Below are 24,741 nucleotides of genomic sequence, written 5' to 3' on the forward strand. Positions count from 1 at the left end.
GCGGCACGGACCCCGCGGGCTAAGGCCGCCCGCGGGGCCGGCTCACCAGGCCAGGGCCTGGGCGCGACGCCGGATCTCGGTCTTCCGGCCGTCCCGGAGTGCGTCGATGGGCCGGCCGGGCAACGACTCGTCCTCGGTGAACAGCCAACGGAGGGCCTCCTCGTCGGAGAAGCCGGCGTCGGCCAGCAGCACGAGCGTGCCCTGCAGGGAGTCGAGCACGCCGGTCTCGGTGAGGAACAGGGCCGGCACGGACCGCACCGCGGGCTCGGGACGACGCACGGCCAGCAGGCGGCGATCATGCACGAGGTTGTGGACGCGGGTCACGCGCTGGTCGAGGTGCTCCGCCACGTCGGGCACGGAGAGCCACTCGCCCACGAGGGCGTCGAGCTCGGCGGGGATCGCGTCAGCGGGGACCGGGGTGTCGGAGGAAGTGGTGCTCACAGGCGCCAGCCTACGTGGCCGCCGACGGGCCCGGCCCATCGCGCCCCGGACGGCATAGATCTCAGTATGGTCACGAAGATCACATTCCGATAACATCGCCGAGGCTCCATGGCCGGGCGCCGACGTCGTCGGTCGACCGCGGGGGCCACGGGTCCCACCCGTCACTTCCCCGTCGTGTTCCATCCATCCGATCCGATGCCGAGGTCTGCCGTGCCCCACACCCCCGTCCGCTCCCGCTGCCTGCGCTCCGTCCTGACCGGCGGCGCGGTGCCCCTGCTGCTGCTCACCGGTCTGCCCGCCCAGGCCCACGCCCAGGAGGCGGCGGTGCACACCGTGCGCCCGGGCGACTCCCTCACCCGGATCTCGGCCGCCCGCGGCGTCTCCGTCGCCGACCTGCTGCGGTTCAACGGCCTGGGCCTGGAGACCGTGCTCTACCCGGGTGACGAGCTCCGCCTGACCGGCGCGGCGGCCCCGGCCCCGGCCGCGGGGACCTACACGGTGCAGCCGAACGACGGGTGGTGGGTCATCGCCCGCCGCACCGGCGTCTCCGCCGCGCAGCTGCAGCGGCTCAACGGCATGAGCGCGTCGAGCATGCTCCACCCGGGCATGGTCCTGACCACGCAGCGCACGGCCGCCGCACCGAAGGCCCCCGCGTCGCCCGCCCCGACCACGACCCCCGCCACCGCGCCGGCGTCGACGACCCCGACGGCGGCCGGCGGGACGGTCCGGTACACCGTGGTCTCCGGCGACTCCCTCTGGGGGATCTCCCAGCGGTTCGAGGTCTCCATCCCCCGTCTGCGCGAGCTCAACGGCCTGACGCGGGCCTCGACGCTGCACCCCGGCGACGTGCTCGTGATCTCCGACGGCACCCTCGAGGTGGAGCCGGTCTCGGCCGTCCAGGCGGTCGGCGACACCTTCCTCGGGCGCACCTACGCGCCGCACGTGACGGCCTCGGCGAACGAGAACCTGCGCCTGCTGCGCGCCGTCCCGCAGCCCACCCCCGAGCAGATGCAGCAGATCGTCCGCGAGACCGCCGAGCGGATGGGCGTGGACCCTCGCCTGGCCCTGGGCCACGCGTACACCGAGTCCCGCTTCCGCATGGCCTCGGTCTCCCCCGGCAACGCCGTGGGGGCGATGCAGGTCATCCCGATCACGGGCGAGTTCGCCTCGGAGCTGGTGGGCCGCGAGCTGAACCTGCTGGACCCCCACGACAACGCGGTGGCCGGCGTCGCGTTCATCAAGTACGTGCAGGACCGCACCCCCACCCTCGATGAGGGCATCGGGGCCTACTACCAGGGCCTCGGCGGGGTGCTGGACAGCGGCCTGAACCCGGAGGCACGGGACTACGTGGCCAAGGTGCGCGCCGCGATGGCGATGTTCTGATCCGCCGGCGGCGGACCGCCCCGAGGGGTCCGCCGCCTGTCCTACCCTGGGACGATGAGCAGCGCACGCCGCGACCCCCTCGTGGGGGGCATCGTCGACGGCCGCTACCGGGTCGTCGAGCGGCTGGCCCGGGGCGGCATGTCCACCGTCTACCTGGCCGTGGACGAGCGTCTCGACCGCCAGGTGGCGCTCAAGGTCATGCACCCGCACCTGGCGGAGGACCCCGTCCTCGTCGGCCGGTTCGAGCAGGAGGCCAAGACGACGGCGCGGCTGTCCCATCCGCACGTCGTCGCGGTCCTGGACCAGGGCCACACCGAGGCCGAGGACGGCGACGTGCTGGCCTACCTCGTGATGGAGCACGTGCCCGGCCGCACGCTGCGCACCGTCATCCGGGACCGTGCACCGCTCTCGCCCCGGGAGGCGCTGCGATTCCTGCGTCCGCTCGTCGACGGCCTGGCCGCCGCGCACGGCGCCGGACTGGTGCACCGGGACGTGAAGCCCGAGAACGTGCTCGTCCGCGACGACGGCCGGGTGACGGTCGCGGACTTCGGCCTGTCCCGCGCCGCCACGGCCCACACCATGGCCGGGCAGGCCGTCGTGGGCACACCCGCCTATCTCGCCCCCGAGCACATCGCCGGGGCGCCCGCCGACGCCCGTTCCGACGTGTACGCCGTGGGCATCATCCTGTTCGAGCTGCTCACGGGCCGCCAGCCGTACACCGCGGCGACCGCGCTGCAGGTCGCCTACCGGCACGTCCACGAGCGGGTCCCCGTGCCGTCCACGCTGCACCCCGGGCTCCCCGAGGACCTCGACGACCTCGTGCTGTGGTGCACCGAGCCGGACCCGGCCGACCGGCCCGCCGGTGCCGGCGAGCTCCTGCACCGCATCGAGGCCGTGGCGGCGGGCCTGGACCCCGACGCACCGGACCGCCGCCCCGCCGCGCAGCCCGCCGAGGGCCCGGGCGCGGACCCGGCCCCGGCCGGCCCCGCCGCCGATGGCCTCGAGGATGCGGCCCCGGACGGGAACCTGGAGACCCGGGCCCTCGACGCCGGCGACCACCACGCGACGCGCGTGCTCCCCGCCCTGGCCGAGTCCGACCTCGACGAGGACATGACCGACGTCATCGACACCCGTGTGGCGACGCACGGGGGCGACCCGCGGCCCGCCGCGCGCCCGGCGGAGCCGATCGGCCCGCTCGGGCTCGACCCCGCTCCGGCGGACCGGCATCCGGGGCGCGGCTCCCGGCGGCGGCTGCGTCGGGCGGCCCGCCGCCCCGCCCTCGACCTCGGCCAGGGCACCGGCCGGGCCGCGGCGATCGGCGCGGCCGTGACCCTGCTGCTCACCGGCGTCGCCCTGCTGCTGGGCTGGACGCTGGGCTCCGGCGGCCTCGGAGTCGGTGGTGTGGCGGTGGTCCCCGACCTCGACGGGCTGGCCCGGGAGGCGGCGGAGGAACGGCTGACCGCCGCGGGCTTCACCGCGGCGGTCACGGCCCGGCATGACGAACTCCGCACGGAGGGCACGGTCGTCGCCAGCTCACCCGCGGCCGGGGAGCCGGCGGGGCGCGGCGCCCCCGTCGAGCTCACCGTCTCCGCCGGCCCCGCGCCGGTGCCGGTGCCCGACCTGACCGGCGTCGTGATCCGGCAGGCCCACGGCGTGGCCCGGGACGCCCGATTCACCGTGGAGGTCGCGGAGCGCCGCACCGATCCCGCAGTGCCGGCCGGGGCCGTGATCGAGCAGCACCCGGCCCCCGGCGAGCAGGCGACGCCGGGCACCGCGGTCCGCGTGGTGCTCTCCGAGGGCCGCGCCGTGCGCCCGGTGCCGGACATGACCGGGCAGGATCCGGAGACGGCGCACACGACGCTGGCGGACGAGGGCTGGGACGCCCGCGTGCATCGCCTGCCGCTGCCGCTCTCCGCCCGGGGCGAGTCCCGGGTCCTGCACCAGTCCCCCGCCGCCGGGACCGCGCTGCCGGAGGGCACCGCGGTCCACGTCTGGGTCGGCTGAGCCGGGGCGTGCCCGGCCGCGCGGTCAGGCCCGCGGCGCGCGGCGCTCGGGGTGCGAGAGGGCCTCGGTGACCTTGAACGCCATCTCCAGGGACTGCTGGTGGTTCAGCCGCGGGTCGCACAGCGTCTCGTAGCGGGCGTCGAAGTCGGCCTCGTTGATCGGGTCGGAGCCGCCCAGGCACTCGGCGACGTCGTCGCCGGTCAGCTCGACGTGCATGCCGCCCGGGTGCGTGCCGAGCTCGCGGTGCACCTCGAAGAAGCCGCTGACCTCGTCCATCACGTCCTCGAACCGGCGGGTCTTGTAGCCGTTGGCCGCGGTCACGGTGTTGCCGTGCATGGGGTCGGTGACCCACACCGGCTCCAGCCCCGCGTCGCGGACGCCCTCGACGATGCCGGGCAGCACGTCCCGGATCCGCTCCGCACCCATGCGGGTGATGAAGGTCAGGCGGCCCGGCTCGCGCTCCGGGTCCAGCCGCTCGGCGAGCTCGAGCGCGTCCGCGACCGTGGTGGTCGGGCCGAGCTTCACGCCGATCGGGTTGCGGACCCGGGAGAGGAAGTCGACGTGGGCGCCGTCCACCTGGCGGGTGCGCTCGCCGATCCACAGGAAGTGGGCGCTCGTGGCGTAGGGGTCGCCGCTGCGTGAGTCCACGCGGGTCAGGGCACGTTCGTAGTCGAGCAGGAGCGCCTCGTGGGCCGAGTAGAACTCGGTGCGGCGCATGGCCTCGAAGTCCACGCCCGCGGCGTTCATGAAGCGGACCGCGCGGTCGATCTCGGCGGCCATCTCCTCGTACTGGGCGTAGGCCGGGTTGGCCATGAAGCCCTGGTTCCACTGGTGCACGCTGCGCAGATCGGCGAAGCCGCCCTGGGTGAAGGCGCGGACCAGGTTCAGGGTGGAGGCGGAGGTGTGGTACGCCTGCACCATCCGTCGGGCGTCGTGCCGGCGTGCCTGCTCGGTGAACTCGTAGCCGTTCACGATCTCGCCGCGGAAGCTGGGCAGCGTGACGCCGTCGCGGGTCTCCGTGTCCGAGGACCGCGGCTTGGCGAACTGGCCGGCGATCCGGCCCATCTTCACGACCGGCATGGAGGCGCCGTAGGTCAGCACCGCGGCCATCTGCAGGATGGTCTTCACCCGGGCGCTGATCCGGTTGGCGGTGGACCCGGCGAACGTCTCGGCGCAGTCGCCGCCCTGCAGGAGGAACGCGCGGCCCTGGGCGACGTCGGCCAGACGGGCGCGCAGCAGGTCGACCTCGCCCGCGAAGACGAGCGGGGGCAGGGCGCTCAGCTCGGCGACGGCGGCGCGGTGATCGGCCTCGTCCGCCCAGGACGGCGCCTGCGCGATCGGCAGCGAGCGCCAGTGGTCCAGGCCGGGGATGTCGGCGGCGCCCTCCGAGATGGCGGTGCCGAAGGCCAGGATCTTCTCGCGGGGGTCTTCAGTCATGTGCACCAGGCTAGGGGCCGCGTGCCGCGCCCCGGTCTGAGCGTCCCCGGATGACGACGCGCGGGCCCCGCTCAGTCGCGGGCGCGTGGCGGAGCGGCCGTACGGCCCGCCTTCACGTCCGCCGCGTAGGTGTCCACGTACTCCTGGCCCGACAGGCGCCGGATGGCCTCCATGATCTCGTCCGTCACCTCCCGCAGCACCCGGGGGTCGCCGACGGCCTCGGCACGGTCGGAGAAGTCCAGCGGCTCGCCGAAGATCATGCCCAGGCGCCGGATCCGCGGCAGCACATGGCCGATCGGCTGCACCCGGTCCGTGCCGATCATCGCGATGGGCACCACGGGCGCGCCCGAGGCCAGCGCGAGCTTGGCCACGCCGATCTTGCCGCGGTGCAGCCGCCCGTCCGGGCTGCGGGTGCCCTCCGGGTAGATCCCGAGCAGCCGGCCCTCCCGCAGCGCCTCGAGGCCCGCGTCCAGCGAGCGCAGGGACGCCTCTCCGCCGGAGCGGTCCATGGGCAGCTGGTTCGCCGCCTCGAAGAACCGGCGGGTGACCCAGCCCTTCACGCCCGGGCCGGTGAAGTACTCGTGCTTGGCCAGGAAGTGCACCTGGCGGTCGAGCATGGCCGGCATGAACACCGAGTCCGAGACGGACAGGTGGTTGCTGGCCAGGATCGCCGGGCCCTCGGCCGGCACGTTCCCGAGGCCCTTCACCCAGGGGCGGAACAGCAGGCGGGTGGCCGGAGCCACGGCGAACGTCTTGGCGGACCAGTAGAACGTGGACACGAGGGCCTTCCGGTCGGGGCGGTCGGGTGCCTGCCCATCGTATGGTCCGCCTGCCTTACCCTGGCACCATGCCCCGCCCCGTCGCCGTCGCCCCCGAAGACCTCCCCCTGCGCCTCATGCCCGCCGCTCCCGCCCGGCGCGACCACTGCGTCGTGCTCCTGCACGGGTTCACCTCGACTCCGGCCTCCGTCCGCGCCTGGGCCGAGGGGCTCGCGGCAGGCGGCTCCCCCGTGAGCGTGCCCCTGCTGCCGGGGCACGGCACCCGGTGGGAGGACCTCGCCGCCACCGGTGCGGACGAGATCCGCGCCGCCGTCCGGGCCGTCGTGGACCTCGAGCTCGCCCGACACGGCCGCGTGGTCATGGCGGGCATCTCGATGGGCGGCGCCCTCGCGCTCGACGCCGCCGCCCACCGACCCGTGGCCGGGGTGCTCGTGGTGAACCCCGCGCTGCGCTTCGCCAGCCCGCTCGCCCCCTTCGCCCCGCTGCTGGCCCCGTTCGTCCCCACGGTCGCCCCGATCGCGGACGACATCGCGGACCCGACGGCGCGCGAGCGCGCCTACCCCCGCACGCCGGTGGCCGGCGTCGCCGCCCTCGGCCGCATCCAGCGGGCCGCCCGCCGCGCCCTGCCGCGGATCACCGCTCCCGTGACGGTCTACCGGTCCGCCCGCGACGCCGTCGTGCCCGCCTCGAGCCACCGGACCCTGGTGCGGGGCCTGCGCCAGGCCCCCGTGGAGGTGGTGGGACTGCCCCGCAGCCGCCACGTCGCCACGCTCGACTACGACCTGCCGCTGCTGATCGACCACGGCCGGAGCGCGGTCGCCGCCATGACGACGCACTGAGTCGCGCCCGGACCCTGCCGCTGCCGGTTGTAGAGTGTGCGTGACACGACTCACACATACTTCCGTTCCGCCGACCATCGGTCGGCGGGACCGACCCGACGCCCGAGGAGTCCCATGCACGAGATCAGCGAGCCGTACCACCACCCCCGCCTGTCCCCGGAGGCGAACATCACGGACTTCCTGGAACGCCAGGCCACGGAGCGTCCCGACCACGGCCTCTTCGCGGTGCCCGACGCGCAGGACCAGTGGACGGACGTCTCCGCCCGGGACGCCCGCGAACGCGTGCGGGCCCTGGCCAAGGGGCTCATCGCCGCCGGGATCCAGCCCGGGGAGACGGTCGGTCTCCTGGCCTCCACCCGCCTGGAGTGGACACTGGTCGACTTCGCCATCTGGTATGCCGGCGCGGTCACCGTGCCCGTGTACGAGACCTCCTCCGTCAGCCAGGTGTCCTGGATCATCGAGGACTCGGACGTGCGCGCCGTCGTGACCGGGAACGAGGACCTCGCCAAGACGGTGCGGGACGCGGTGCAGCGCGAGGGCCTGCCGGAGCTGATCGGCCTGTGGACGATGGACCCGGCCGACGGCGCCCCCGGCTCCGGCCTCGAGGCGCTCGTCGCCCTGGGCGCGGACGTCACCGATGAGGAGCTCGAGACGCGCCGGTCCTCCGCCGGCCTGGCCGACCTGGCGACCATCATCTACACCTCCGGCACCACGGGCCGGCCCAAGGGCTGCGAGCTCACGCACGAGAACTTCGCGGAGCTCGTCAACCAGACCCTGTCCTCCTCGCTCGGCGACGTCGTCCGCGAGGACACCTCCACCGTGCTGTTCATCCCCCTGGCGCACGTGTTCGCGCGCTTCGTCTCGGTGCTCACCGTCGCCGCGGGCGCACGCTGCGGGCACGTCTCGGACATCAAGCGGCTCTCGGTCTCGCTGCAGACCTTCCAGCCGAGCTTCGTGCTGGCCGTGCCGCGCGTGTTCGAGAAGATCTACAACGCGGCGCTGCTCAACGCGCAGAGCGGCGGCAAGGAGAAGATCTTCCGCCGTGGCGCGGACGTGGCGATCCGCTGGTCCCGGGCGCTGGACTCGGGCCAGATGACGGCGCCCCTGCGGCTGCAGCGCGCGTTCTACTCCGCGCTGGTCTACCGCCGGATCCGGACGGCCATGGGCGGCCGGCTCGCGTACGCGGTCTCCGGCGGCGGCCCCCTCTCCACCGACCTGGCGCACTTCTTCCGCGGCGTGGGCGTGACCATCCTCGAGGGCTACGGCCTCACCGAGACGACGGCCCCCATCACCGTGGGCCGGCCGGACCGGCTGAAGATCGGCACGGTCGGACACCCCCTCGGCGGCAACCAGGTGCGGATCGCCGAGGACGGCGAGATCCTCACGCGCGGCACGTCGCTGATGCGCGGCTACCACAACCGGCCGGAGGCGAACGAGGAGGCCTTCGAAGACGGCTGGTTCCGCACCGGCGACCTCGGGGCCCTGGACGACGACGGCTTCCTCACGATCACCGGCCGCAAGAAGGAGCTGCTGGTGACGGCCGGCGGCAAGAACGTGGCACCGGCGATGCTCGAGGACGCGATCCGCAGCGACGCGCTCGTCTCCCAGGTGATGGTGGTCGGCGACGGCAAGCCCTTCATCGCGGCGATCGTCACCCTCGACACCGACACCCTGCCCGCGTGGCTCGCCGCGAACGGGCTGCCGAAGGACCTCGACGTCGCTGCGGCCGCACGCGAGGACGCGGTGCGCCGTCACATCCAGGAGGCCGTGGACAAGGCCAACAGCCTGGTCTCGCGCGCCGAGGGGATCCGGGAGTTCCGCATCCTCGACCGCGACTTCTCCCTGGAGGAGGGCCATGTGACCCCGTCCCTGAAGATGCGCCGGTCGGCGATCATGAAGGACTTCGCCGCGCAGATCGCGGACATCTACGGGGAGCCCGCCCCGCAGAACTGAACGCCCCTCGACGACGGCGCCCGGCCCCCGCGGCCGGGCCTCGTCGTCCCCGCGGGTCCGGTCAGAGCAGACCGGAGTCCGGCACGTCCAGGCCCAGCAGCGCGTTCTCGACGACCTCGGTGAGGGCCGGGTGGGGCCAGTACTGGCCCCGCGCGAGCCGGTGGGCGTCGATGCCGAACGCCATGCCGGTCACGAGCGGCTGGATGAGGTTCGCGGCCTCGTGCCCCAGGATGTGCCCGCCCAGGATCCGTCCGGTGGCCTTCTCCGCGACGACGGTGCACACACCCTCGGTGTCCTCCATGGCCCAGCCGTAGGCGACGTCCCCGAAGGGCTGGGTCTTCACCGTGATCGCGTCCGCGCCGTAGTCGGCGAGCGCCTGCTCCACCGTGAGCCCGACGGAGGCCGCCTGCGGGTGGGTGAACACGGCCGCCGGCACGGGGCCGAGCGTGTTGGCGCGGAGGTCGTCCGGATGCTCCAGGTTGTGCGCGACGACGCGGGCCTCGTGGTTGGCCACGTGCTTGAGCTGCCACGTGTTGGCGACGTCCCCGAGCACGTAGACCCCCTCCACCGGCGCGCCGTCGGAGAGTGCGCGCTGGTGCTCGTCGCTGGCCAGGATGCCGTCGTCGGTGACGTCCAGTCCCGCGGCGGCGGGGTCGAGGCGGTCCGTGTTCGGCGTCCGGCCGACCGCGATCAGCACCGCGTCCGCCTCGATGGCCTCCTCCACGATGCCGGTCTGCTCCTGGCCCTCCGCGCGATCCAGGCGCACCCGGACCCAGCCGTCCGCGGCCCGCTCGGCGTCCTCGACCGGTTCGATCCCGGCCGGGGTCCACCCCGTGCGCAGGTCCCACCGCCGGGCCGCGATCTTCGTGAACGTCGTGGACACGGACATGTCGTGCTGCTTGAGCAGCCGGTGGCCGCGGTTGACCTGGACGACCTCGGTGCCCAGCCCGGCGAAGACGGACGCGAACTCGCAGGCGATGAACCCGCCGCCCACCACGAGCAGCCGCCGCGGCAGCCGATCCAGTCGCATGACGGTGTCCGAGGTGTGCACCGACGGCAGGTCCAGGCCCGGGATCTCCGGGAGGGTGGGCCGCGACCCCGCGGCGACCACGACCTGGTCCGCCGTGATCTCCCGACCCGAGGCGGTGCGCACGCGGCGGGGACCGACGAAGCGCACCTCCTCCTGGATCACGCTCGTGTAGTCCAGATCATCCCGGCGGTGGCGCAGCCCGTCCCGGCTGATGCCGTCGATGCGCGTGAAGATGCGGTCCCGGATGGCCGGGAAGTCGGCGCCCGTGAACTCCAGCCCCACCCCGAGGCTCCGGGCCTCGGGCGGCAGCGCCGCCAGGCTGGCCGGGTAGGCGTACATCTTGGTGGGGATGCAGCCGACGTTCAGGCAGGTGCCGCCGAACGGGCCGGAGTCGGCGATCACGACGCTCCGGCCCTTCCAGTGTTCGCTGACCAGGGAGTTCCCCGATCCGGAGCCGATGATGAGCAGGTCGTGGTGTTCCGCAGTGGTGGCCATGCCTCCCAGGATAGGCACGGGCCCGGACGCGGTGGCGTCCGGGCCCGTGGGGCGGCCCGCCGGCGGCGGGCTCACGCGGGGCTCACTCGATCACGAGCAGCAGGTCTCCGCCGTTGACGGGCGTGATGCCCTCCGTGACCACGCGGCGCACGGTGCCCGCGACCTGGGCCGTGATCGCGGCCTCCATCTTCATCGCCTCGATCGTGGCCACCGCCTGGCCGACCTCGACGGCGTCGCCCTCGGCCACCTGCACGGTGACCGAGCCCGCGAACGGGGCGGCGACGTGGCCGGGGGTGCCGGGGTCCGCCTTCTCCGCGGTCCGCACGGTGGACTCGATCGAGCGGTCCCGGACGGTCATCTGGCGCAGCTGGCCGTTCAGGGTGACCATCACGGTGCGCATGCCCTTCTCGTCCGGCTCGGAGACCGACATGAGGGTGGCGAGCAGCCGCACACCGCGTCCGAGCGAGATGACGTGCTCGCGCCCGGGGACGAGGCCGTAGAGGAAGTCGCGGGTGTGCAGGGTGACGGTGTCCCCGAACTCCTCGCGGTGCGCCTCGAACTCCTTCGTGGGGCCGGGGAAGAGCAGGCGGTTCAGCACCCCGCGGCGGGTCTGTCCGGCCTCGCCGAGGGCGCTCGAGTCCTCCGCGGAGATCTCCACCATGCCCGCGCCCTCGCGGCGACCCTGGAGGGCCTTGGTCCGGAAGGGCTCCGGCCAGCCGCCGGGCGGGTCGCCGAGCTCGCCGCGCAGGAAGCCGATCACGGAGTCCGGGATGTCGAACTCCTGCGGACGCTCCGCGAACTCCTTCGGGTCCACGCCGGAGCCGACCAGCTGCAGCGCCAGATCGCCCACCACCTTGGAGGACGGGGTGACCTTGACGAGGTGGCCGAGCAGGTCGTCGGCCGCGGCGTACATCGACTCGATGGCCTCGAACCGCTCCCCCAGGCCGAGCGCGATCGCCTGCGTGCGCAGGTTGGACAGCTGGCCGCCCGGGATCTCGTGGTGGTACACGCGGCCGGTCGGGGCGGGCAGCCCCGCCTCGAAGGGCGCGTACGCCGAGCGGACGGACTCCCAGTAGGGCTCCATCGCGGTGGCGGCCTCGAGGCCGAGACCGGTGTCCCGCTCCGTGTGCTCGAGCGCCGCCACCAGGGCGGACAGCGGCACCTGGCTGGTGGTGCCCGCCATGGACGCGGTGGCCGCGTCGACGGCGTCCACGCCGGCCTCCGCCGCTGCGAGCAGGGTGGCCAGCTGACCGCCGGCGGTGTCGTGCGTGTGCAGGTGCACGGGCAGGTCGAACTCGGCGCGCAGGGCGGTGACCAGCTCGCGCGCCGCGGCGGGCCGCAGCAGGCCCGCCATGTCCTTGATCGCCAGGACGTGGGCGCCGGCGTCGACCATCCGGCGGGCGAGGCCCAGGTAGTAGTCGAGCGTGTAGAGCGTCTCCTTCGGGTCCGTCATGTTGCCCGTGTAGCACAGGGCCGCCTCAGCCACGGCGGTGCCCGTGGCACGCACCGCCTCGATGGCCGGGGTGATCTGCTCGACGTCGTTGAGGGCGTCGAAGATGCGGAACACGTCGACGCCGGACGCCGCGGCCTCGGCCACGAACGCGTCCGTCACCTCGGTGGGGTACGGCGTGTATCCCACCGTGTTGCGGCCGCGCAGCAGCATCTGGATCGGGATGTTCGGCAGCTCCGCGCGCAGCAGCTCGAGGCGCTGCCACGGGTCCTCGTGGAGGAAGCGCAGCGCGACGTCGTACGTCGCCCCGCCCCAGGCCTCCACCGAGAGCAGCCCCGGCAGGGTGTGCGCGACGGCGGGGGCGGCGGCCAGCAGGTCGCGCGTGCGGACGCGGGTGGCCAGCAGGGACTGGTGGGCGTCGCGGAACGTGGTGTCCGTGACGGCCAGCGCGGTCTGCTCGCGCAGGGTGCGGGCGAAGCCCTCGGGGCCCTGCTCCAGCAGCACCTGACGCCAGCCGTGCGGGGGCACCGCGTCCTCGTTCCGGCTCGGGCCGTCGAAGGGCGAGCGGTCCGGCTCCTGGTGCTTGTCGCCCGGGTGCTCGGGGAGGCGGTCGCGAGGGTCGATGCCCTCGACGCGCGGGCCGTGCGGCTGGTTGACGGTGACGTCCACGAGGTACTGCAGGGCCTTGGATCCGCGGTCCTGGGAGCGGTTCACCGTGGCCAGCTCGGGGTGCTTGTCGATGAAGTCCGTGGCGACGTCGCCGCTGAGGAACTGCGGGTCGTCCATCACGTTCATCAGGAACGGGATGTTGGTGGCCACGCCGCGCACGCGGAACTCTGCCAGGGCGCGGCGCACGCGGCGCACCGCCGTGGCGTAGTCGCGTCCGCGGCAGGTGAGCTTGACCAGCATGGAGTCGAAGTGGGGGCTGATCTCCGCACCGGCGTAGATGGTGCCGCCGTCGAGGCGCACACCGGAGCCGCCGGCCGAGCGGTAGGCGGTGATGGTGCCGGTGTCCGGGCGGAAGCCGTTGGCCGGGTCCTCGGTGGTGATGCGGCACTGGATGGCGAAGCCGCGGACCTGGAGGGCGTCCTGGGTGATGCCCAGCTCGGGCAGGGTGGCGCCGGCGGCGATGCGCAGCTGCGCGCTCACCAGGTCCACGTCCGTGACCTCCTCAGTCACGGTGTGCTCCACCTGGATGCGGGGGTTCATCTCGATGAACACGTGCTGGCCCGCACGCTCGCCCGCCGTGTCCACGAGGAACTCGACGGTGCCCGCGTTGACGTACCCCATCTCCTTGGCGAAGGCGACGGCGTCCCGGTGCAGGGCCTGCCGGATCTCCTCGTCCAGGTTCGGGGCCGGGGCCATCTCGATGACCTTCTGGTGGCGGCGCTGGAGCGAGCAGTCCCGCTCGAAGAGGTGCACGACGTTGCCCTCGCCGTCGGCGAGGATCTGGACCTCGATGTGCCGCGGCCGCAGGACGGCCTGCTCGAGGAACACGGTGGGGTCGCCGAAGGCGGTGTCCGCCTCGCGCATCGCGGCCTCGAGGGAGCCGCGCAGGTCCTCGCGGCGCTCGACGCGGCGCATGCCGCGGCCGCCGCCGCCGGCGACGGCCTTGACGAAGATGGGGAAGCCGATCTCCTCGGCCTGCTCCAGGAGCCACTCGACGTCGGCGCTCGGGTCCGAGGAGGCCAGGGTGGGGATGCCCGCACGCTTGGCCGCGCGCAGGGCCTCGACCTTGTTGCCGGTCAGCTCGAGGACGTCGGCGGGCGGGCCGACGAAGGTGATCCCGTTCTCAGCCGCGGCACGGGCCAGGCCGGCGTTCTCCGACAGGAAGCCGTAGCCCGGGTAGATCGCGTCGGCCCCGGCGTCCTTCGCCACGCGGATGATCTCGTCCACGTCGAGGTAGGCGCGCACGGGGTGGCCCTCCTCGCCGATGCGGTAGGCCTCGTCCGCCTTCTGGCGGTGGATCGAATTGCGGTCCTCGTAGGGGAAGACGGCGACGGTGCGGGCGCCCAGCTCGTAGCAGGCGCGGAAGGCGCGGACGGCGATCTCGCCGCGGTTGGCCACCAAGACCTTGGAGAAGACGGCGCCGGCTCCGGTCGACCCGGCCGCGTCCTCTGGAGGGGTGAAGTTCTCGACAGGTGCGGTCATGGTTGGGAGTGTGTCACACCGCGCCGGAGTTCCGCCTCATGTCGCGCACAGTCACCGCTGCGAGACGAAAGATGACTGACTCGGCCCTCCGGGGCGCCCCGGGGTGGAGGATCAGGCGGAGCGGCGGGCCCGACGCCGCCCGGCCAGCTCGTCCCCCGGCTCGGGGGCGCCCACCACGCTCTCGCGCGGCAGCTCGGCGAGGCTGCCCTCGACCTCGCGCCACACGCGGCCGACGGCGATCCCGAAGACGCCCTGGCCGCCCTGGACGAGGTCCACGACCTCGTCTGCCGAGGTGCACTCGTACACCGAGGCGCCGTCGCTCATCAGGGTGATCTGCGCCAGGTCCTCGACACCCCGCTCGCGCAGGTGGCCCACGGCGGTGCGGATCTGCTGGAGCGAGACGCCGGTGTCCAGGAGGCGCTTGACCACCTTGAGGACGAGGATGTCGCGGAACGAGTACAGCCGCTGGGAGCCGGAGCCGGAGGCGCTGCGGACCGTGGGGGCCACGAGATCCGTGCGGGCCCAGTAGTCGAGCTGGCGATAGGTGATGCCGGCGGCCTTGCACGCGGTGGGACCGCGGAAGCCGACGTCGTCGCCCTGGGTCCTGCCCTCGTCGAAGAGCGTGCCCTGGGCGCCGAGCGCGGGGGGCCGGCCAGGACCTGCAGTGGGTGTCACGGGGAACCTCCTGGTGCGGGGCCCCCGGTGCGGGGAGGGGGACGCGACCGTCGTGTGCCGCCGGTGACCGTGGCGGCGCTCCCCGGTGACCGTGGGGAGGGCGACGGAGGCGCTCCGGGTGGCGGGGCCCTCTTCCCCTCGAAGGTACGCGCGGGTCCGGGGACGGTCAACGAAGCCGGCGGCGAGACCGCGCCGTGTCGCGCCGGCTCCGCTCAGGCGAAGTCCTCGGGGCGCACCGTGTCCAGGAAGTCGCGGAAGTCCTCGACGGCGCGCTCCTGGCCGGCGTCCTCCTCCCCCGTCCGCGCCGGCATGCCGGCGTCCGCGAGCACGGCGGGGCTGCCGAGCACGGGGGCGTCGGCGCGCAGGGCGACCACGACGGCGTCCGACGCGCGGGCGTCGACCCGGGCGCCGGTGGAGAGCACGAGCTCGGCGTGCACGACCTCGTCGCGGACCTCGGTGAGCCGCACCCGCACGACCTCGGCGCCCAGGGCGTCCACGGCGGCCAGGAGCAGCTCATGGGTGAGGGGCCGGGGCGCGCGGACGCCCTCGAGCGCGAGCGCGGCGGCGGCGGCCTCGGGCGCGCCCACCCACAGCGGGATCATCGTGCGGCCGGGCGGATCCACCAGCAGGATCACGTGGTGCTGTTCGGGCAGCTCGACGCGCACGCCGAGCACGGAGAGCGGCACGTCGCCGGCGTCGTCGGCGGGCACGGGGCGCGGCTCAGTCATCCCACTGCTCCAGCCCCACGGCCACGAGGGCCGCATGCAGCCGCAGGCTGGCCTGCGCGATCTCGCGTGCCGAGCGGGCCACGCGGGGGCGGGTGCCGGCGTCGCGGCGGGCCTGCAGCGGGGCGACGGCGCGCTCCACCAGGCCCAGTTCGCGGTCGGCCGCGGCCCGCAGCGGGCGCAGGTGCCGGGGCTCCAGGCCGTGGCCCGCGAGCACGACGGCGGCCCGGGCCACGTCCATCGCGTGGCTCGGGTAGCCGCCGTCGGGATCGACGGGCAGGAGCGAGTACTGATCCAGCTCGGCCAGCAGCTCCTCGCCCGCCCCGGATTCGGCGGCGAGCTCGGCGCGGGTCCACGACCGGCGGCCCCCGGCGACCTCGCGGCCGAGCCGCGCCGCGTCCGAGGACGCCGGGACCGCCGCGGTCCCGGGCAGGCCGGTGGGGCGTTCGCCGCGGTCCAGCGCGGCCAGGTGGTCGGCGATGACCTTGAGCGGCAGGAAGTGGTCGCGCTGCAGCGCGAGGACGAACCGGAGCCGGTCCACGTCCTCGGGCCGGAAGCGCCGGTAGCCGGCGGGGGTCCGCTCGGGCAGCACGAGGCCGCGGTCCTCCAGGAAGCGCACCTTGGACGCGGTGACGCCGGGGAATTCGGCTTCGAGGGCGGCCACGACCTCGCCGATGCCCAGCCGGCCCGCAGGGCGGGCGGTGGGGACGGCGTCGGGGAGCGGGCGCGGATCGATCACGGGGATGACGGCTCAGCCCCGCGCCGGCGCGGCGTAGTACGTGAGCCGGTACTTGCCGATCTGCACGTGCATCCCGGAGCGCAGCAGGATCTCGTCCACCCGGTCGTGGTTCACGAAGGTGCCGTTGAGGGAGTTCAGGTCCACGAGCCGATGGCCACCGTCCTCGGCCCGGAACTCCGCGTGACGACGGGAGACGGTGACGTCGTCGAGGAAGATGTCCGCGTCCGGGTGGCGCCCCACGGAGACCACGTCCTTGTCCAGGAGGAAGCGGGCGGACTGGTCCGGGCCCTCGTGGGCCAGCAGCAGCGCGGAACCGGCCGGGAGGGCGCGGATCGCGTCCGACTCCTCGCGGGTGAGGTCCGCCGAGACCAGCGGTGCCAGCTCGGTGAGGTTGATGGCGGAGGTGGACAGGTCCGGTTCACGTCCGGGCTGGTTCATGGGGTGCTCCTGTGCGGCGGCCGGCGCCGCGGCGCCGGAGGGAGAGACGAAGGGGACGCCGCCGCCCCGCCGGCCGGCGGCGGGGCGACGGCGGACGGGGCTCAGCTGGTGTGCGAGGCGTAGCCCTCGGCGTCCATGAGGCCCTCGAGCTGGGCCTCGTCCGCGAGGGTGATCTCGAACAGCCAGCCGCCCTCGTAGGGGGCGGAGTTGACCAGGCCGGGCTCGCCGTCGAGCTCGTCGTTGACGGCGGCCACGGTGCCGGAGACCGGGGCGTAGATGTCCGAGACGGACTTCGTGGACTCGACCTCGCCCACCGCGGTGCCCGCGGTGACCTCGGTGCCGACCTCCGGCAGGTCCACGTACACGACGTCACCCAGCGCATCCTGGGCGAAGTCGGTGATGCCCACGCGGACCGTGCCGGCGGCACCGGCCTCGGCGATCCACTCGTGCTCGGCGGAGTACTTCAGGCCTTCGGGGATGGAGCTCATGGAGTGCGCGTCCTTTGTGTGGTCGGGAGGGATGACGTCGTCTCGCAGACTACCGAGCGGCGCGTGATTCGCGCCACTGGCGTGCTCAGAGCACGCCGCGCATGCCGCGACGCACCGGCTTGGCGATGGCCAGCACGATCAGGCCCACGCCGAGGGTGACCGCACCGATCGTGCCGAAGTAGCCCACCTCGTTCTGCTCCGAGTAGGAGCCGGCCAGGGAGCCGGCCAGGGCCGTGCCCAGGGCGACGGACAGGTTGTACAGCGACACCATCATCACCGGGAAGCTGCGCGGGGCGACCTTGGTGGCCAGGGAGAGGCCCACCGGGGAGACGAGCAGCTCGCCCATGGTGCAGACGAAGAGGATCAGCGTCAGCCACAGCAGCGGCACGGCGGCGACGTCGGCCACCGGGATGAACAGCAGGAAGGCGATGCCGATCAGGACGATGCCGATGCCGAACTTCACCGGGGTGGCGGGCTGGCGGGTGCCCAGCTTGGTCCACAGCGCGGCGAACACCGGGGCGAACACGATGATGAAGATCGGGTTGATGGAGTTGACCCACTCCATGGGCATGAGCCAGCCGAACAGGTTCCGGTCGAGGCGGTGCTCGGAGTACAGCGCGATCACGGTGAACTGCTGCTGGAAGAGGGCGAAGAACACGGACGTGCCGATGAACAGCGGGATGAACGCCTTCACGCGCGAGCGCTCCTCCTCCGAGACCTTCGTCGAGGTCAGCAGGACCGCGAAGATCGCGATGGCCGCGACGGCGGCGAGCACGACGACGGCGTCGGAGAGGTTGTCCAGGGTGATGACGTCCGTGAGGAACAGGGCCACGACGACGGCGACCATCCCCAGGCCGATCAGGCCCCAGCGGCCGTACTGCGACCGCGGCAGCGGATCCGGGACCCGGTGCACGTCCGTGGGCAGGTTCTTGCGGGTCAGGGCGTACTGCGTCAGGCCGATGGCCATGCCGGCGGCGGCGAGGCCGAAGCCCACGTGGAAGCCCATCGTGTCGCGTGCCAGGCCGGTGAGCAGCGGGCCGAAGAGGGCGCCGATGTTCACGCCCATGTAGAAGATGGAGAAGCCGGCATCGCGCTTGGGGTCCTCGCGGGAGTACAGGGAGCCGACGAGGTTCGTGGCGTTGGCCTTGAGGCCGCCCGAACCGACGGCGACGAGCACGAGGCCCAGGGTCAGGCCCGGGACGCCCGGGACGAGGGCCAGCGCGATGTGGCCCAACATGATCCCGACGGCGCTGACGAACATGGTGCGCTCGGAACCGAGCAGGCGGTCGGCGACCCAGCCGCCGAGGATGCAGAACACGTACACCATGCCGCCGTAGGCGCCGACGATGCCCGTGGCCACGGCCGGGTCGATCCCGAGGCCGCCCTCCGCGGCGGTCCAGGACATGTAGTACACGAGCATCGCCTGCATGCCGTAGAAGGAGAAGCGCTCCCACAGCTCCACGGAGAACAGGTTCGCCAGCGGGCCGGGCTGGCCGAGGAACGGGCGGCCGCGCCAGTCGGGGGTGGCGTCGTCGGGACGGGTGGCCGTCGACGCCGCCACGCGGGCGGACGGCTCGACGTCGGGCACGCGGCCCGCGAGAGGATTCTGGGGATTTTCCACCGATCTACTGTCCTCCCCTGAGGGAGCCAGAGCAAACTCCCCGCCCGATGACGCCGATCACATCCGCGGCCCGGGCGGCGTCCGTCCTAGAGTGGAGGCCGTGTCCGTCACCTCCGAGATCGCCCGTGCCCGCTCGCTCATCCGTGTGGTCCCCGACCATCCCAGCCCGGGCGTGGCCTTCCAGGACATCACGCCCCTGCTCGCCGACGCCCGCGCCCTGAGGGAGTGTGTTGAGGCCCTGGTGGCGCCGTTCGAGGGGCGGTTCGACCTCGTGGCCGGCCTCGAGGCCCGCGGGTTCCTGCTCGCCGGGGCGGCCGCCGTCCTGACAGGCACCGGCCTCGTGCCGCTGCGCAAGGCCGGGCGCCTCCCGGCGCCCGCAGCCCGCGCGGACTACACGCTGGAGTACGGGACCGCGAGCATCGAGGTCTCCGAGGACCTGCGGGCCGGGTCACGGGTGCTCCTGCTCGACGACGTCCTCGCCACGGGCGGCACCCTCGCCGCCGGCCGACGGCTCATCGAGGCACGGGGTGCGGAGGTGGTGGGCGCGGCCTGCCTGCTGGAACTGAGGGCCCTCGGCGGCCGGGCCGTCGTGCCGGACACGCACGTGCTGTTCGCAGCCTGAACCGCCCGCCCGACCGACGGGGAGTGGCGGCAAAGGTGGCCCGGCCCCGGGTACGACGAAGCCGGAGCCCTGCGCTGCAGGACTCCGGCCTCGTGAATGTGGTCGGGCTGCTGCGAAACTACTGCCAACAAGCGCGGAGAACCGCGGAACTGGCCGAGCTCCTGGCCACGGCACGCGAGTCGACGCGGAGCCCGGGCGACCGCCTGGGCTGACCCGTTTCGTAGGTCCAGTCGTTATGAGAGTCGTCCTGTTGCCCGCGGTCGCGGGCAGGGAGACTGGTCAGATCATGACGAACAGCAGGAAGCGTCACACCCCCGAGCAGGTCGTCCGTAAGCTCGGGCAGGCCGACAGGATGCTCGCCGATGGTCAGGACGTCGCGGCGGTGTGCCGGGAGCTCGGGGTGTCCGAGCAGACGTACTACCGGTGGCGGAAGCAGAACGCGACCCTGAAGCGTCTGCTCGCGGAAGCGGAGCTGGAGAAGGCCGCGCTCAAGGAGCTGGCTGAGGGAAACTTCTAAGCCCGGACAGGCGCCGCGCCGCCGTCGATCACCTCAAGCGCAAGTTGCGGGTGAGCGAACGGATGGCGTGCCGTCTGGTCGGGCTGAGCCGCTCCGCGTACCGGCGACCGCTCAAGGGCGACACGGTCGCGGACCCGGATCGGGCGCTCAGGGAGTGGCTGCGCGCCTGGGCGAAGGACCATCCCCGCTACGGGTATCGGCGGGCGTATCACGACGCCCGCGCCGAGGGGTGGGTGGTGAACCACAAGAAGATCCAACGCCTGTGGCGTGACGAAGGGCTCCGGGTCCCGCAGCGGCGTCGACGCAAGCGCGTCGGGTCCTCGACCGTCGACGCGCCGACGGCGGACGCGCCGAACGTGGTGTGGGCGGTGGACTTCCAGTTCGACGCCGACGAGCACGGACGACCGATCAAGATCTGCTCGATCGTCGACGAACACACCCGGGAGTGCATCGGCGGGCTCGTGGAGCGCTCGATTACCGCCGACCGACTCACCGCCCACCTCGAGGACCTCGTCGCCGCCCGGGGCGCCCCGGCGGTGCTCAGGTCGGACAACGGGCCGGAGTTCATCAGCGAGGCGGTGGCCGACTGGGCCGGCACCCGCACCGGCCTGTCCTACATCCCTCCGGGCTCGCCGTGGCGCAACGGGTACGTCGAGTCGTTCAACAGCCGGATCCGCGACGAGTGCCTCAACATCAACAGCTTCTACTCGCTGCTGCACGCGCAGGTCATCATCGGCGACTGGAAGGACGAGTACAACCACCACCGCCGGCACTCCTCGCTCGGCTACCTAACCCCAGCCGAGTACGCTCGGCAGTGCACCCATCAAATGGAAACCGGCGACTCACAGAACGTCCGGACCGAATGAAGGGGGCGGCTCACGGCCCTGAGCGTCGGGAGAGTTCGCCATGCGTTCAACGGTCGGGTCTGCGGCCTCCAGACGCAAGCGACCCGCGATCTCGTTCGGCATCCATGACGCTGCGAGGTCGGCGTTGACGCGGGCCTCGAGTACCGGGTCCTTTGCCACTTTCCGGACCTGTGGGCGAGAGCGCTGGCGTTGCGCTTTCACGTCCGCGGTCACGGCTTGATAGCCGCGCGTCTTCGTCGAGTTCGGTCGAAGCTCTCTGGAGACCACCGAAGGGCATCTACCCAGGTGAGACGCGATCTTCCGGACTCCCCACCCGGCCTTCGATCCCGTCGAGATCTCCATCCGCTCCGTGAACGTGAGTCGCCGCCGCACCATCCCAGGCCTCCTCGCCTCGAGCCCCCACCGACCGGGAGTGTTGCTACGACGCTATGACACCACCAACCGACAGTCATCTCTTGCCGATTTACATTCAGCCGACGACCTGAATGAAGCCAGCAGCCGAATGCACTCGACGGTCTACGTCGAAGTCGTGGTCTGGTCCAGGTCTCGGCGTCCCTTGCGGAGCCCGATTTCGTAGGCTGTAAAGGAAATGAGCGTCAGTGCGATTAACGGCAGCACGAACCACGCCATGGCTACGGTGAATCCCTCCAGTGCATCGTGCGCTGTGGCAGCCAGCACAAGGTATCCGGTGTAGGCGGCGTACAAAACCACGAACAAGCCGCCCTCCCAACGCGCCACCGCGAAGCCCGTGAACGCGATCGGCAGTAGTGCCACTGCGGCCGCCAGCATTACTGGGATATCGAAGGCCACTGCGGCGCCGGATACGGGAATGCCCTCAAGAGAGATGAGCGCGGTTAGTCCTAGCACTACCCCTATGTTGAAGATATTGCTGCCGACCACGTTGCCCACCGCTAGGTCGCGTTCACCGCGACGCACGGCAATGATGGACGTCGCCAGCTCGGGCAGCGATGTCCCGACAGCCACAACGGTCAGTCCGACCACGAGGCTGCTTACGCCCAACGTGGTGGCTATGTTCACTGCTCCTTCCACGAGCAGCGTGGCACCGGCGACCAGCAACGCGACCCCCAGCAGCACAAAGAAGAGCGACCTGCTGACCGAGGCGCCTAGCGCAGCCCCTTCCTCGTCGGCTGGATCGACGGTTGCCGAATCTCCTGTCCCTTCCCGGGCATTCACCGCGGTCTTGGCGTCCCGCCGACTAATCACCACGGACATTATGGTGTGGACCACCACACCGAAAAATAGTATCAGCCCGTCCACCGCACTGATCCTCCCATCCAGGGAAACAAGGAGCAGTAGAACTGACAAGACGACCATCAGGGGCAGGTCAAAGCGGATCAGCCTCCGCTTTACAGCGAGGGGAACGACCAGCGCGGACAGTCCCAGGATGAGCAGGACATTTATGATGTTGCTGCCAACCGCATTGCCCACGGCAAGCCCCGGTTCATCACGCAGTACAGCACCGACGCTCACTGCGAACTCGGGTGCCGACGTCGCCGCTGACACTACGGTGAGACCGATCACCAATGACGAAATCCCGAAACGTCCGGCCAGTGCTGACGCCCCACGCACCAAAAATTCCCCACCCAAGACCAGCAGCACCAGTCCGGCCACGATCCGTCCGATATCAAGCGCATCCATGAGTAGGAGTGTACGGACCACAGTTCAGGCCCTGCCACGAGCACCCGCTGACCTCGAGATTTCACTGGGGTGTGGTCTCGACGAGTGGGCGTCATAGAGAAAGGTGCTCCTGGCCTGGGATGATACGGGGTGTCGAGTCTCGTAATCCTGTCGCGCGTCAGACTTAGGGCATGTCTGACAATCGTTTTGACCATGCGAGCACAGCATTCAGGACCACAGCGGCCCTGTAGATGATCGCGTACTTGTCATACCGGGTCGCCAGACCCCGCCACTGCTTCAGGTGAGCGTACTGACGCTCGATGACGTTGCGGCCCTTGTAGGCGTCCGCGTCGAGGCTGACGGGGCGCCCGCCGCGGGCACCGCGCCGTCTGCGGTGGCCCTGCTGGTCGGCCGGTTCGGGGATGACCGCTTTGATCCCACGGGCGCGTAGGTGGGTGCGGATCGCCCGGGAGGAGTACGCCTTATCGCCCAGCACGGCCTCGGGGCGGGTCCGGGGCCGCCCTACTGGCCGGGTCACGCGCAGCTGCTCCAGAAGAGGAAGCAGCATCGGGGAGTCCCCTGCCTGGCCGGGGGTGATCAGGCTGACCAGCGGCAGCCCGGTCCCGTCCACGAGCTGATGGATCTTCGTGCTCAGCCCGCCACGGGAGCGCCCGATGCCGTGATCGGCCGGCTCCTCACGCGGATTCTTGTAGTTCGATCCATCCCCCTGTGTGGCGGGTGATGTTCGTCGCGTGCTGGTGGGCGCGGGCGATCGTGGAGTCCACCGAGACCGACCAATCGATCAGGCCTTCGGCGTCAGCGGCGGCGGTCAGCGTGGCCAGCACCGTGTCCCAGGTGCCTTTTTCGGCCAAGCGCCGATGCCAGGTCCACACGGTCTGCCAGGGCCCGTAGACCTCGGGCAGATCCCTCCAAGCGATTCCGCACCGGTACCGGTAGATGATCGCCTCCACCATGGTGCGGGCGTCGGCGAACGGCCTGCCGGCGCGGCCGGTCCGGGTCGGGAGCATCGGGGCGATCAACTCCCATTGGGCGTCGGAGAGCATCTGGAACCGGGACATGTCCCCAGGGTCTCAGCTGACTCGTGCATCTATTCTCAGACACGCCCTAGTGGCAGGGCCGTTATGTAGGCCCTAAAGGAGAGTCAGACATGGGTAGACCACCCTCGATTCCGGCGGAGAAGAAGACCCGGATAGTGCTGAGCGTGCTGGCCGGCGAGATGTCCATCGCCGAAGCGGCACGCAAGGAGAAAGTCAGTGAGCAGTCTATCGGACGGTGGAAGGCCGAGTTCCTGGAAGCCGGCAAGACCGCCCTGGTGGCCGGCAGGTCCGGACCATCCTCCCGAGAGGAACAGTTGGAGGCCGAGGTCGCCGAGCTGACCCAGGCCTTGGGCGAGGCACACCTGGAGGCCAGGGTGTGGAAGAAGTCCGCGGAGGGCCGGCTGGGCCCTTCGAGGACCTCGAGGTGATCCGCGTGGAAGCGGGCATGTCGACCGCGAGGTTCTGCCAGCTCTTCGACATGCCCGAGCGGACCTGGCGCCGCTGGCAGGCCAAGGCCCGCACCGGGACGGCGGTGAAGGGACCGTGGCCGCAACCGGGACGGCAGGCCGCCAGGGAACTGGTGGTCAAGCACGCGCTGGCCCATCCGGCGTGGGGGCATCGGAAGATCTGGGCGATGGTCCGCCACGACGGGCATGTGGTTTCCGAGGCGACCGTGCTGCGGATCCTGCGCGACGAGGGGCTGATTCTGCCCGCGCAGTACCAACGGGAGCGACGGAAGCTGGCCGAGCGGCGCAAGGCCGCGTTCGCCACCGAGCCCTCAGGCCCGAACCAAGTCTGGCAGCTGGACTTCAGCGAGTTCGAGACCACCACCGGAGGGACCTGGCGGCTGGCCGGGTGCCGGGACTACTGGTCCAAGTACGAGCACCCCTTCCACGTTTCGCCCACCGGGAACCAGCACGACGCGATCGACGCGATCGAGTTGGCCCTGGCCGACTACGAGGCCATGTTCGGTCACCCGCTGGTCGAGGCCTGCCCGGTCGATCCCGAGACCGGTGAGCTGTTGCCCGTGGTGACCATCGTGACGGACAACGGCGGGCCGTTCCGGTCCTTCCGCTTCGAGTCCTTCATCGCCGCCCACCCCGAGCTACACCACGTGCGCACCCGAGTGAAGACCCCGGGGCAGAACGGGTCCCGTGAACGCGGCTTCGGCACGCTGAAGTACGAACGGCTCTACCTGGACGAGATTGACGACGCGATCGTGCTCGCCGAGCGGGCCGAGGACTACCGGATCGAGTACAACGAGCTCCGGCCCCACGAGGCCATCTCATGGAACCGGCCCAAGGAGGTGCACCTGGGCCTGGCCGACCCCACCACCCCGACATTCAAAACCAAGGAAATCCTGCCAACTACTTGACGCGGGACAATCCCTGG

At 72.0% G+C, this 24,741-nt stretch carries 22 protein-coding genes; 8 read left to right on the plus strand and 14 right to left on the minus strand.

The features are described from left to right. Nucleotides 1–42: 42 nt before the first annotated feature. Entirely contained in the window at nucleotides 43–441 is a 399-nt protein-coding gene (locus B1A86_RS06825) for an Rv2175c family DNA-binding protein (protein ID WP_044659490.1), read from the minus strand. Nucleotides 442–651: 210 nt separating this feature from the next. On the opposite strand from B1A86_RS06825, the gene B1A86_RS06830 reads away from it, so the two are divergent. After that, nucleotides 652–1,824, plus strand: a complete 1,173-nt coding sequence (locus B1A86_RS06830; protein ID WP_078025832.1) for a LysM peptidoglycan-binding domain-containing protein — start codon at nucleotides 652–654, stop codon at nucleotides 1,822–1,824. Between the two features lie 54 nt (nucleotides 1,825–1,878). Next, entirely contained in the window at nucleotides 1,879–3,828 is a 1,950-nt protein-coding gene (pknB, locus tag B1A86_RS06835; protein WP_208011606.1) for a Stk1 family PASTA domain-containing Ser/Thr kinase, read from the plus strand. Between the two features lie 24 nt (nucleotides 3,829–3,852). Here pknB and B1A86_RS06840 read toward each other — a convergent pair whose 3' ends face one another. Both B1A86_RS06840 and B1A86_RS06845 read right to left on the minus strand, forming a co-directional pair. Next, a complete protein-coding gene (locus B1A86_RS06840) occupies nucleotides 3,853–5,265 on the minus strand; it encodes a class II 3-deoxy-7-phosphoheptulonate synthase (RefSeq protein ID WP_036316682.1) in 1,413 nt (470 codons plus the stop codon). A 71-nt stretch (nucleotides 5,266–5,336) separates the two neighbouring features. Next, complete coding sequence (locus tag B1A86_RS06845; protein ID WP_036336720.1) at nucleotides 5,337–6,044, minus strand: 1-acyl-sn-glycerol-3-phosphate acyltransferase; 708 nt, start codon at nucleotides 6,042–6,044, stop codon at nucleotides 5,337–5,339. A gap of 68 nt (nucleotides 6,045–6,112) precedes the next feature. On the opposite strand from B1A86_RS06845, the gene B1A86_RS06850 reads away from it, so the two are divergent. Together B1A86_RS06850 and B1A86_RS06855 are read left to right on the plus strand one after the other, a co-directional pair. Then, entirely contained in the window at nucleotides 6,113–6,883 is a 771-nt protein-coding gene (locus B1A86_RS06850) for a carboxylesterase (RefSeq protein WP_036316677.1), read from the plus strand. Between the two features lie 114 nt (nucleotides 6,884–6,997). Further along, a complete protein-coding gene (locus B1A86_RS06855) occupies nucleotides 6,998–8,836 on the plus strand; it encodes a long-chain fatty acid--CoA ligase (protein WP_036340491.1) in 1,839 nt (612 codons plus the stop codon). A 61-nt stretch (nucleotides 8,837–8,897) separates the two neighbouring features. Here B1A86_RS06855 and B1A86_RS06860 read toward each other — a convergent pair whose 3' ends face one another. From B1A86_RS06860 to B1A86_RS06895, 8 genes are all read right to left on the minus strand, one after another. Further along, nucleotides 8,898–10,361: a mycothione reductase gene (locus B1A86_RS06860; protein ID WP_036316674.1), complete on the minus strand. Its 1,464-nt coding sequence runs from the start codon at nucleotides 10,359–10,361 to the stop codon at nucleotides 8,898–8,900. A gap of 82 nt (nucleotides 10,362–10,443) precedes the next feature. After that, nucleotides 10,444–13,962: a pyruvate carboxylase gene (locus tag B1A86_RS06865; RefSeq protein ID WP_078025831.1), complete on the minus strand. Its 3,519-nt coding sequence runs from the start codon at nucleotides 13,960–13,962 to the stop codon at nucleotides 10,444–10,446. Between the two features lie 111 nt (nucleotides 13,963–14,073). Further along, nucleotides 14,074–14,637: a MerR family transcriptional regulator gene (locus B1A86_RS06870; RefSeq protein WP_012750924.1), complete on the minus strand. Its 564-nt coding sequence runs from the start codon at nucleotides 14,635–14,637 to the stop codon at nucleotides 14,074–14,076. A 212-nt stretch (nucleotides 14,638–14,849) separates the two neighbouring features. Further along, nucleotides 14,850–15,365, minus strand: a complete 516-nt coding sequence (locus B1A86_RS06875) for a bifunctional nuclease family protein (RefSeq protein ID WP_078025830.1) — start codon at nucleotides 15,363–15,365, stop codon at nucleotides 14,850–14,852. Further along, entirely contained in the window at nucleotides 15,358–16,101 is a 744-nt protein-coding gene (locus B1A86_RS06880; RefSeq protein ID WP_052001255.1) for a MerR family transcriptional regulator, read from the minus strand. The genes B1A86_RS06875 and B1A86_RS06880 overlap by 8 nt, the downstream gene beginning before the upstream one ends. 12 nt (nucleotides 16,102–16,113) lie before the next feature. Next, nucleotides 16,114–16,539 carry an FHA domain-containing protein gene (locus B1A86_RS06885; RefSeq protein WP_036340500.1) on the minus strand — a complete coding sequence of 142 codons (426 nt, stop codon included), beginning with the start codon at nucleotides 16,537–16,539 and terminating at the stop codon, nucleotides 16,114–16,116. Between the two features lie 101 nt (nucleotides 16,540–16,640). Next, nucleotides 16,641–17,027, minus strand: coding sequence for a glycine cleavage system protein GcvH (gene gcvH / locus B1A86_RS06890; protein WP_002854607.1), 387 nt, complete (start codon nucleotides 17,025–17,027; stop codon nucleotides 16,641–16,643). A gap of 85 nt (nucleotides 17,028–17,112) precedes the next feature. Next, nucleotides 17,113–18,648, minus strand: coding sequence for a peptide MFS transporter (locus tag B1A86_RS06895; protein ID WP_036316670.1), 1,536 nt, complete (start codon nucleotides 18,646–18,648; stop codon nucleotides 17,113–17,115). Between the two features lie 100 nt (nucleotides 18,649–18,748). Between B1A86_RS06895 and B1A86_RS06900 the strand changes: the two genes are divergently transcribed. Both B1A86_RS06900 and B1A86_RS06905 read left to right on the plus strand, forming a co-directional pair. Then, on the plus strand, nucleotides 18,749–19,270 hold the full coding sequence (locus B1A86_RS06900; RefSeq protein WP_043278777.1) for an adenine phosphoribosyltransferase: 522 nt from the start codon (nucleotides 18,749–18,751) through the stop codon (nucleotides 19,268–19,270). Between the two features lie 286 nt (nucleotides 19,271–19,556). Next, a protein-coding gene (locus B1A86_RS06905) for an IS3 family transposase (RefSeq protein WP_145930915.1) occupies nucleotides 19,557–20,653 on the plus strand; the annotation gives its coding sequence in 2 pieces (ribosomal slippage) (nucleotides 19,557–19,773 and nucleotides 19,773–20,653; 1,098 coding nt in all). Here the strand turns inward: B1A86_RS06905 and B1A86_RS11800 are convergent. The 3 genes from B1A86_RS11800 to B1A86_RS06920 all read right to left on the minus strand — a co-directional run bounded on the left by B1A86_RS11800 (nucleotide 20,630) and on the right by B1A86_RS06920 (nucleotide 23,370). Beyond that, entirely contained in the window at nucleotides 20,630–21,028 is a 399-nt protein-coding gene (locus B1A86_RS11800; protein WP_223247546.1) for a helix-turn-helix domain-containing protein, read from the minus strand. The genes B1A86_RS06905 and B1A86_RS11800 overlap by 24 nt on opposite strands. A 141-nt stretch (nucleotides 21,029–21,169) precedes the next feature. Beyond that, nucleotides 21,170–22,312, minus strand: a complete 1,143-nt coding sequence (locus B1A86_RS06915; RefSeq protein WP_043282823.1) for a calcium/sodium antiporter — start codon at nucleotides 22,310–22,312, stop codon at nucleotides 21,170–21,172. Nucleotides 22,313–22,475: 163 nt separating this feature from the next. Next, a protein-coding gene (locus tag B1A86_RS06920; RefSeq protein WP_102708846.1) for an IS5 family transposase occupies nucleotides 22,476–23,370 on the minus strand; the annotation gives its coding sequence in 2 pieces (ribosomal slippage) (nucleotides 22,476–23,012 and nucleotides 23,014–23,370; 894 coding nt in all). Nucleotides 23,371–23,459: 89 nt separating this feature from the next. On the opposite strand from B1A86_RS06920, the gene B1A86_RS06925 reads away from it, so the two are divergent. After that, nucleotides 23,460–23,777, plus strand: a complete 318-nt coding sequence (locus B1A86_RS06925; RefSeq protein ID WP_010080477.1) for a helix-turn-helix domain-containing protein — start codon at nucleotides 23,460–23,462, stop codon at nucleotides 23,775–23,777. A 17-nt stretch (nucleotides 23,778–23,794) separates the two neighbouring features. Then, nucleotides 23,795–24,724: an IS3 family transposase gene (locus B1A86_RS06930; RefSeq protein ID WP_152744531.1), complete on the plus strand. Its 930-nt coding sequence runs from the start codon at nucleotides 23,795–23,797 to the stop codon at nucleotides 24,722–24,724. Nucleotides 24,725–24,741 lie beyond the last annotated feature (17 nt).

Origin of the sequence: Micrococcus sp. KBS0714 (genome assembly GCF_002008305.4) — a bacterium.
Lineage (GTDB): Bacteria > Actinomycetota > Actinomycetes > Actinomycetales > Micrococcaceae > Micrococcus > Micrococcus luteus.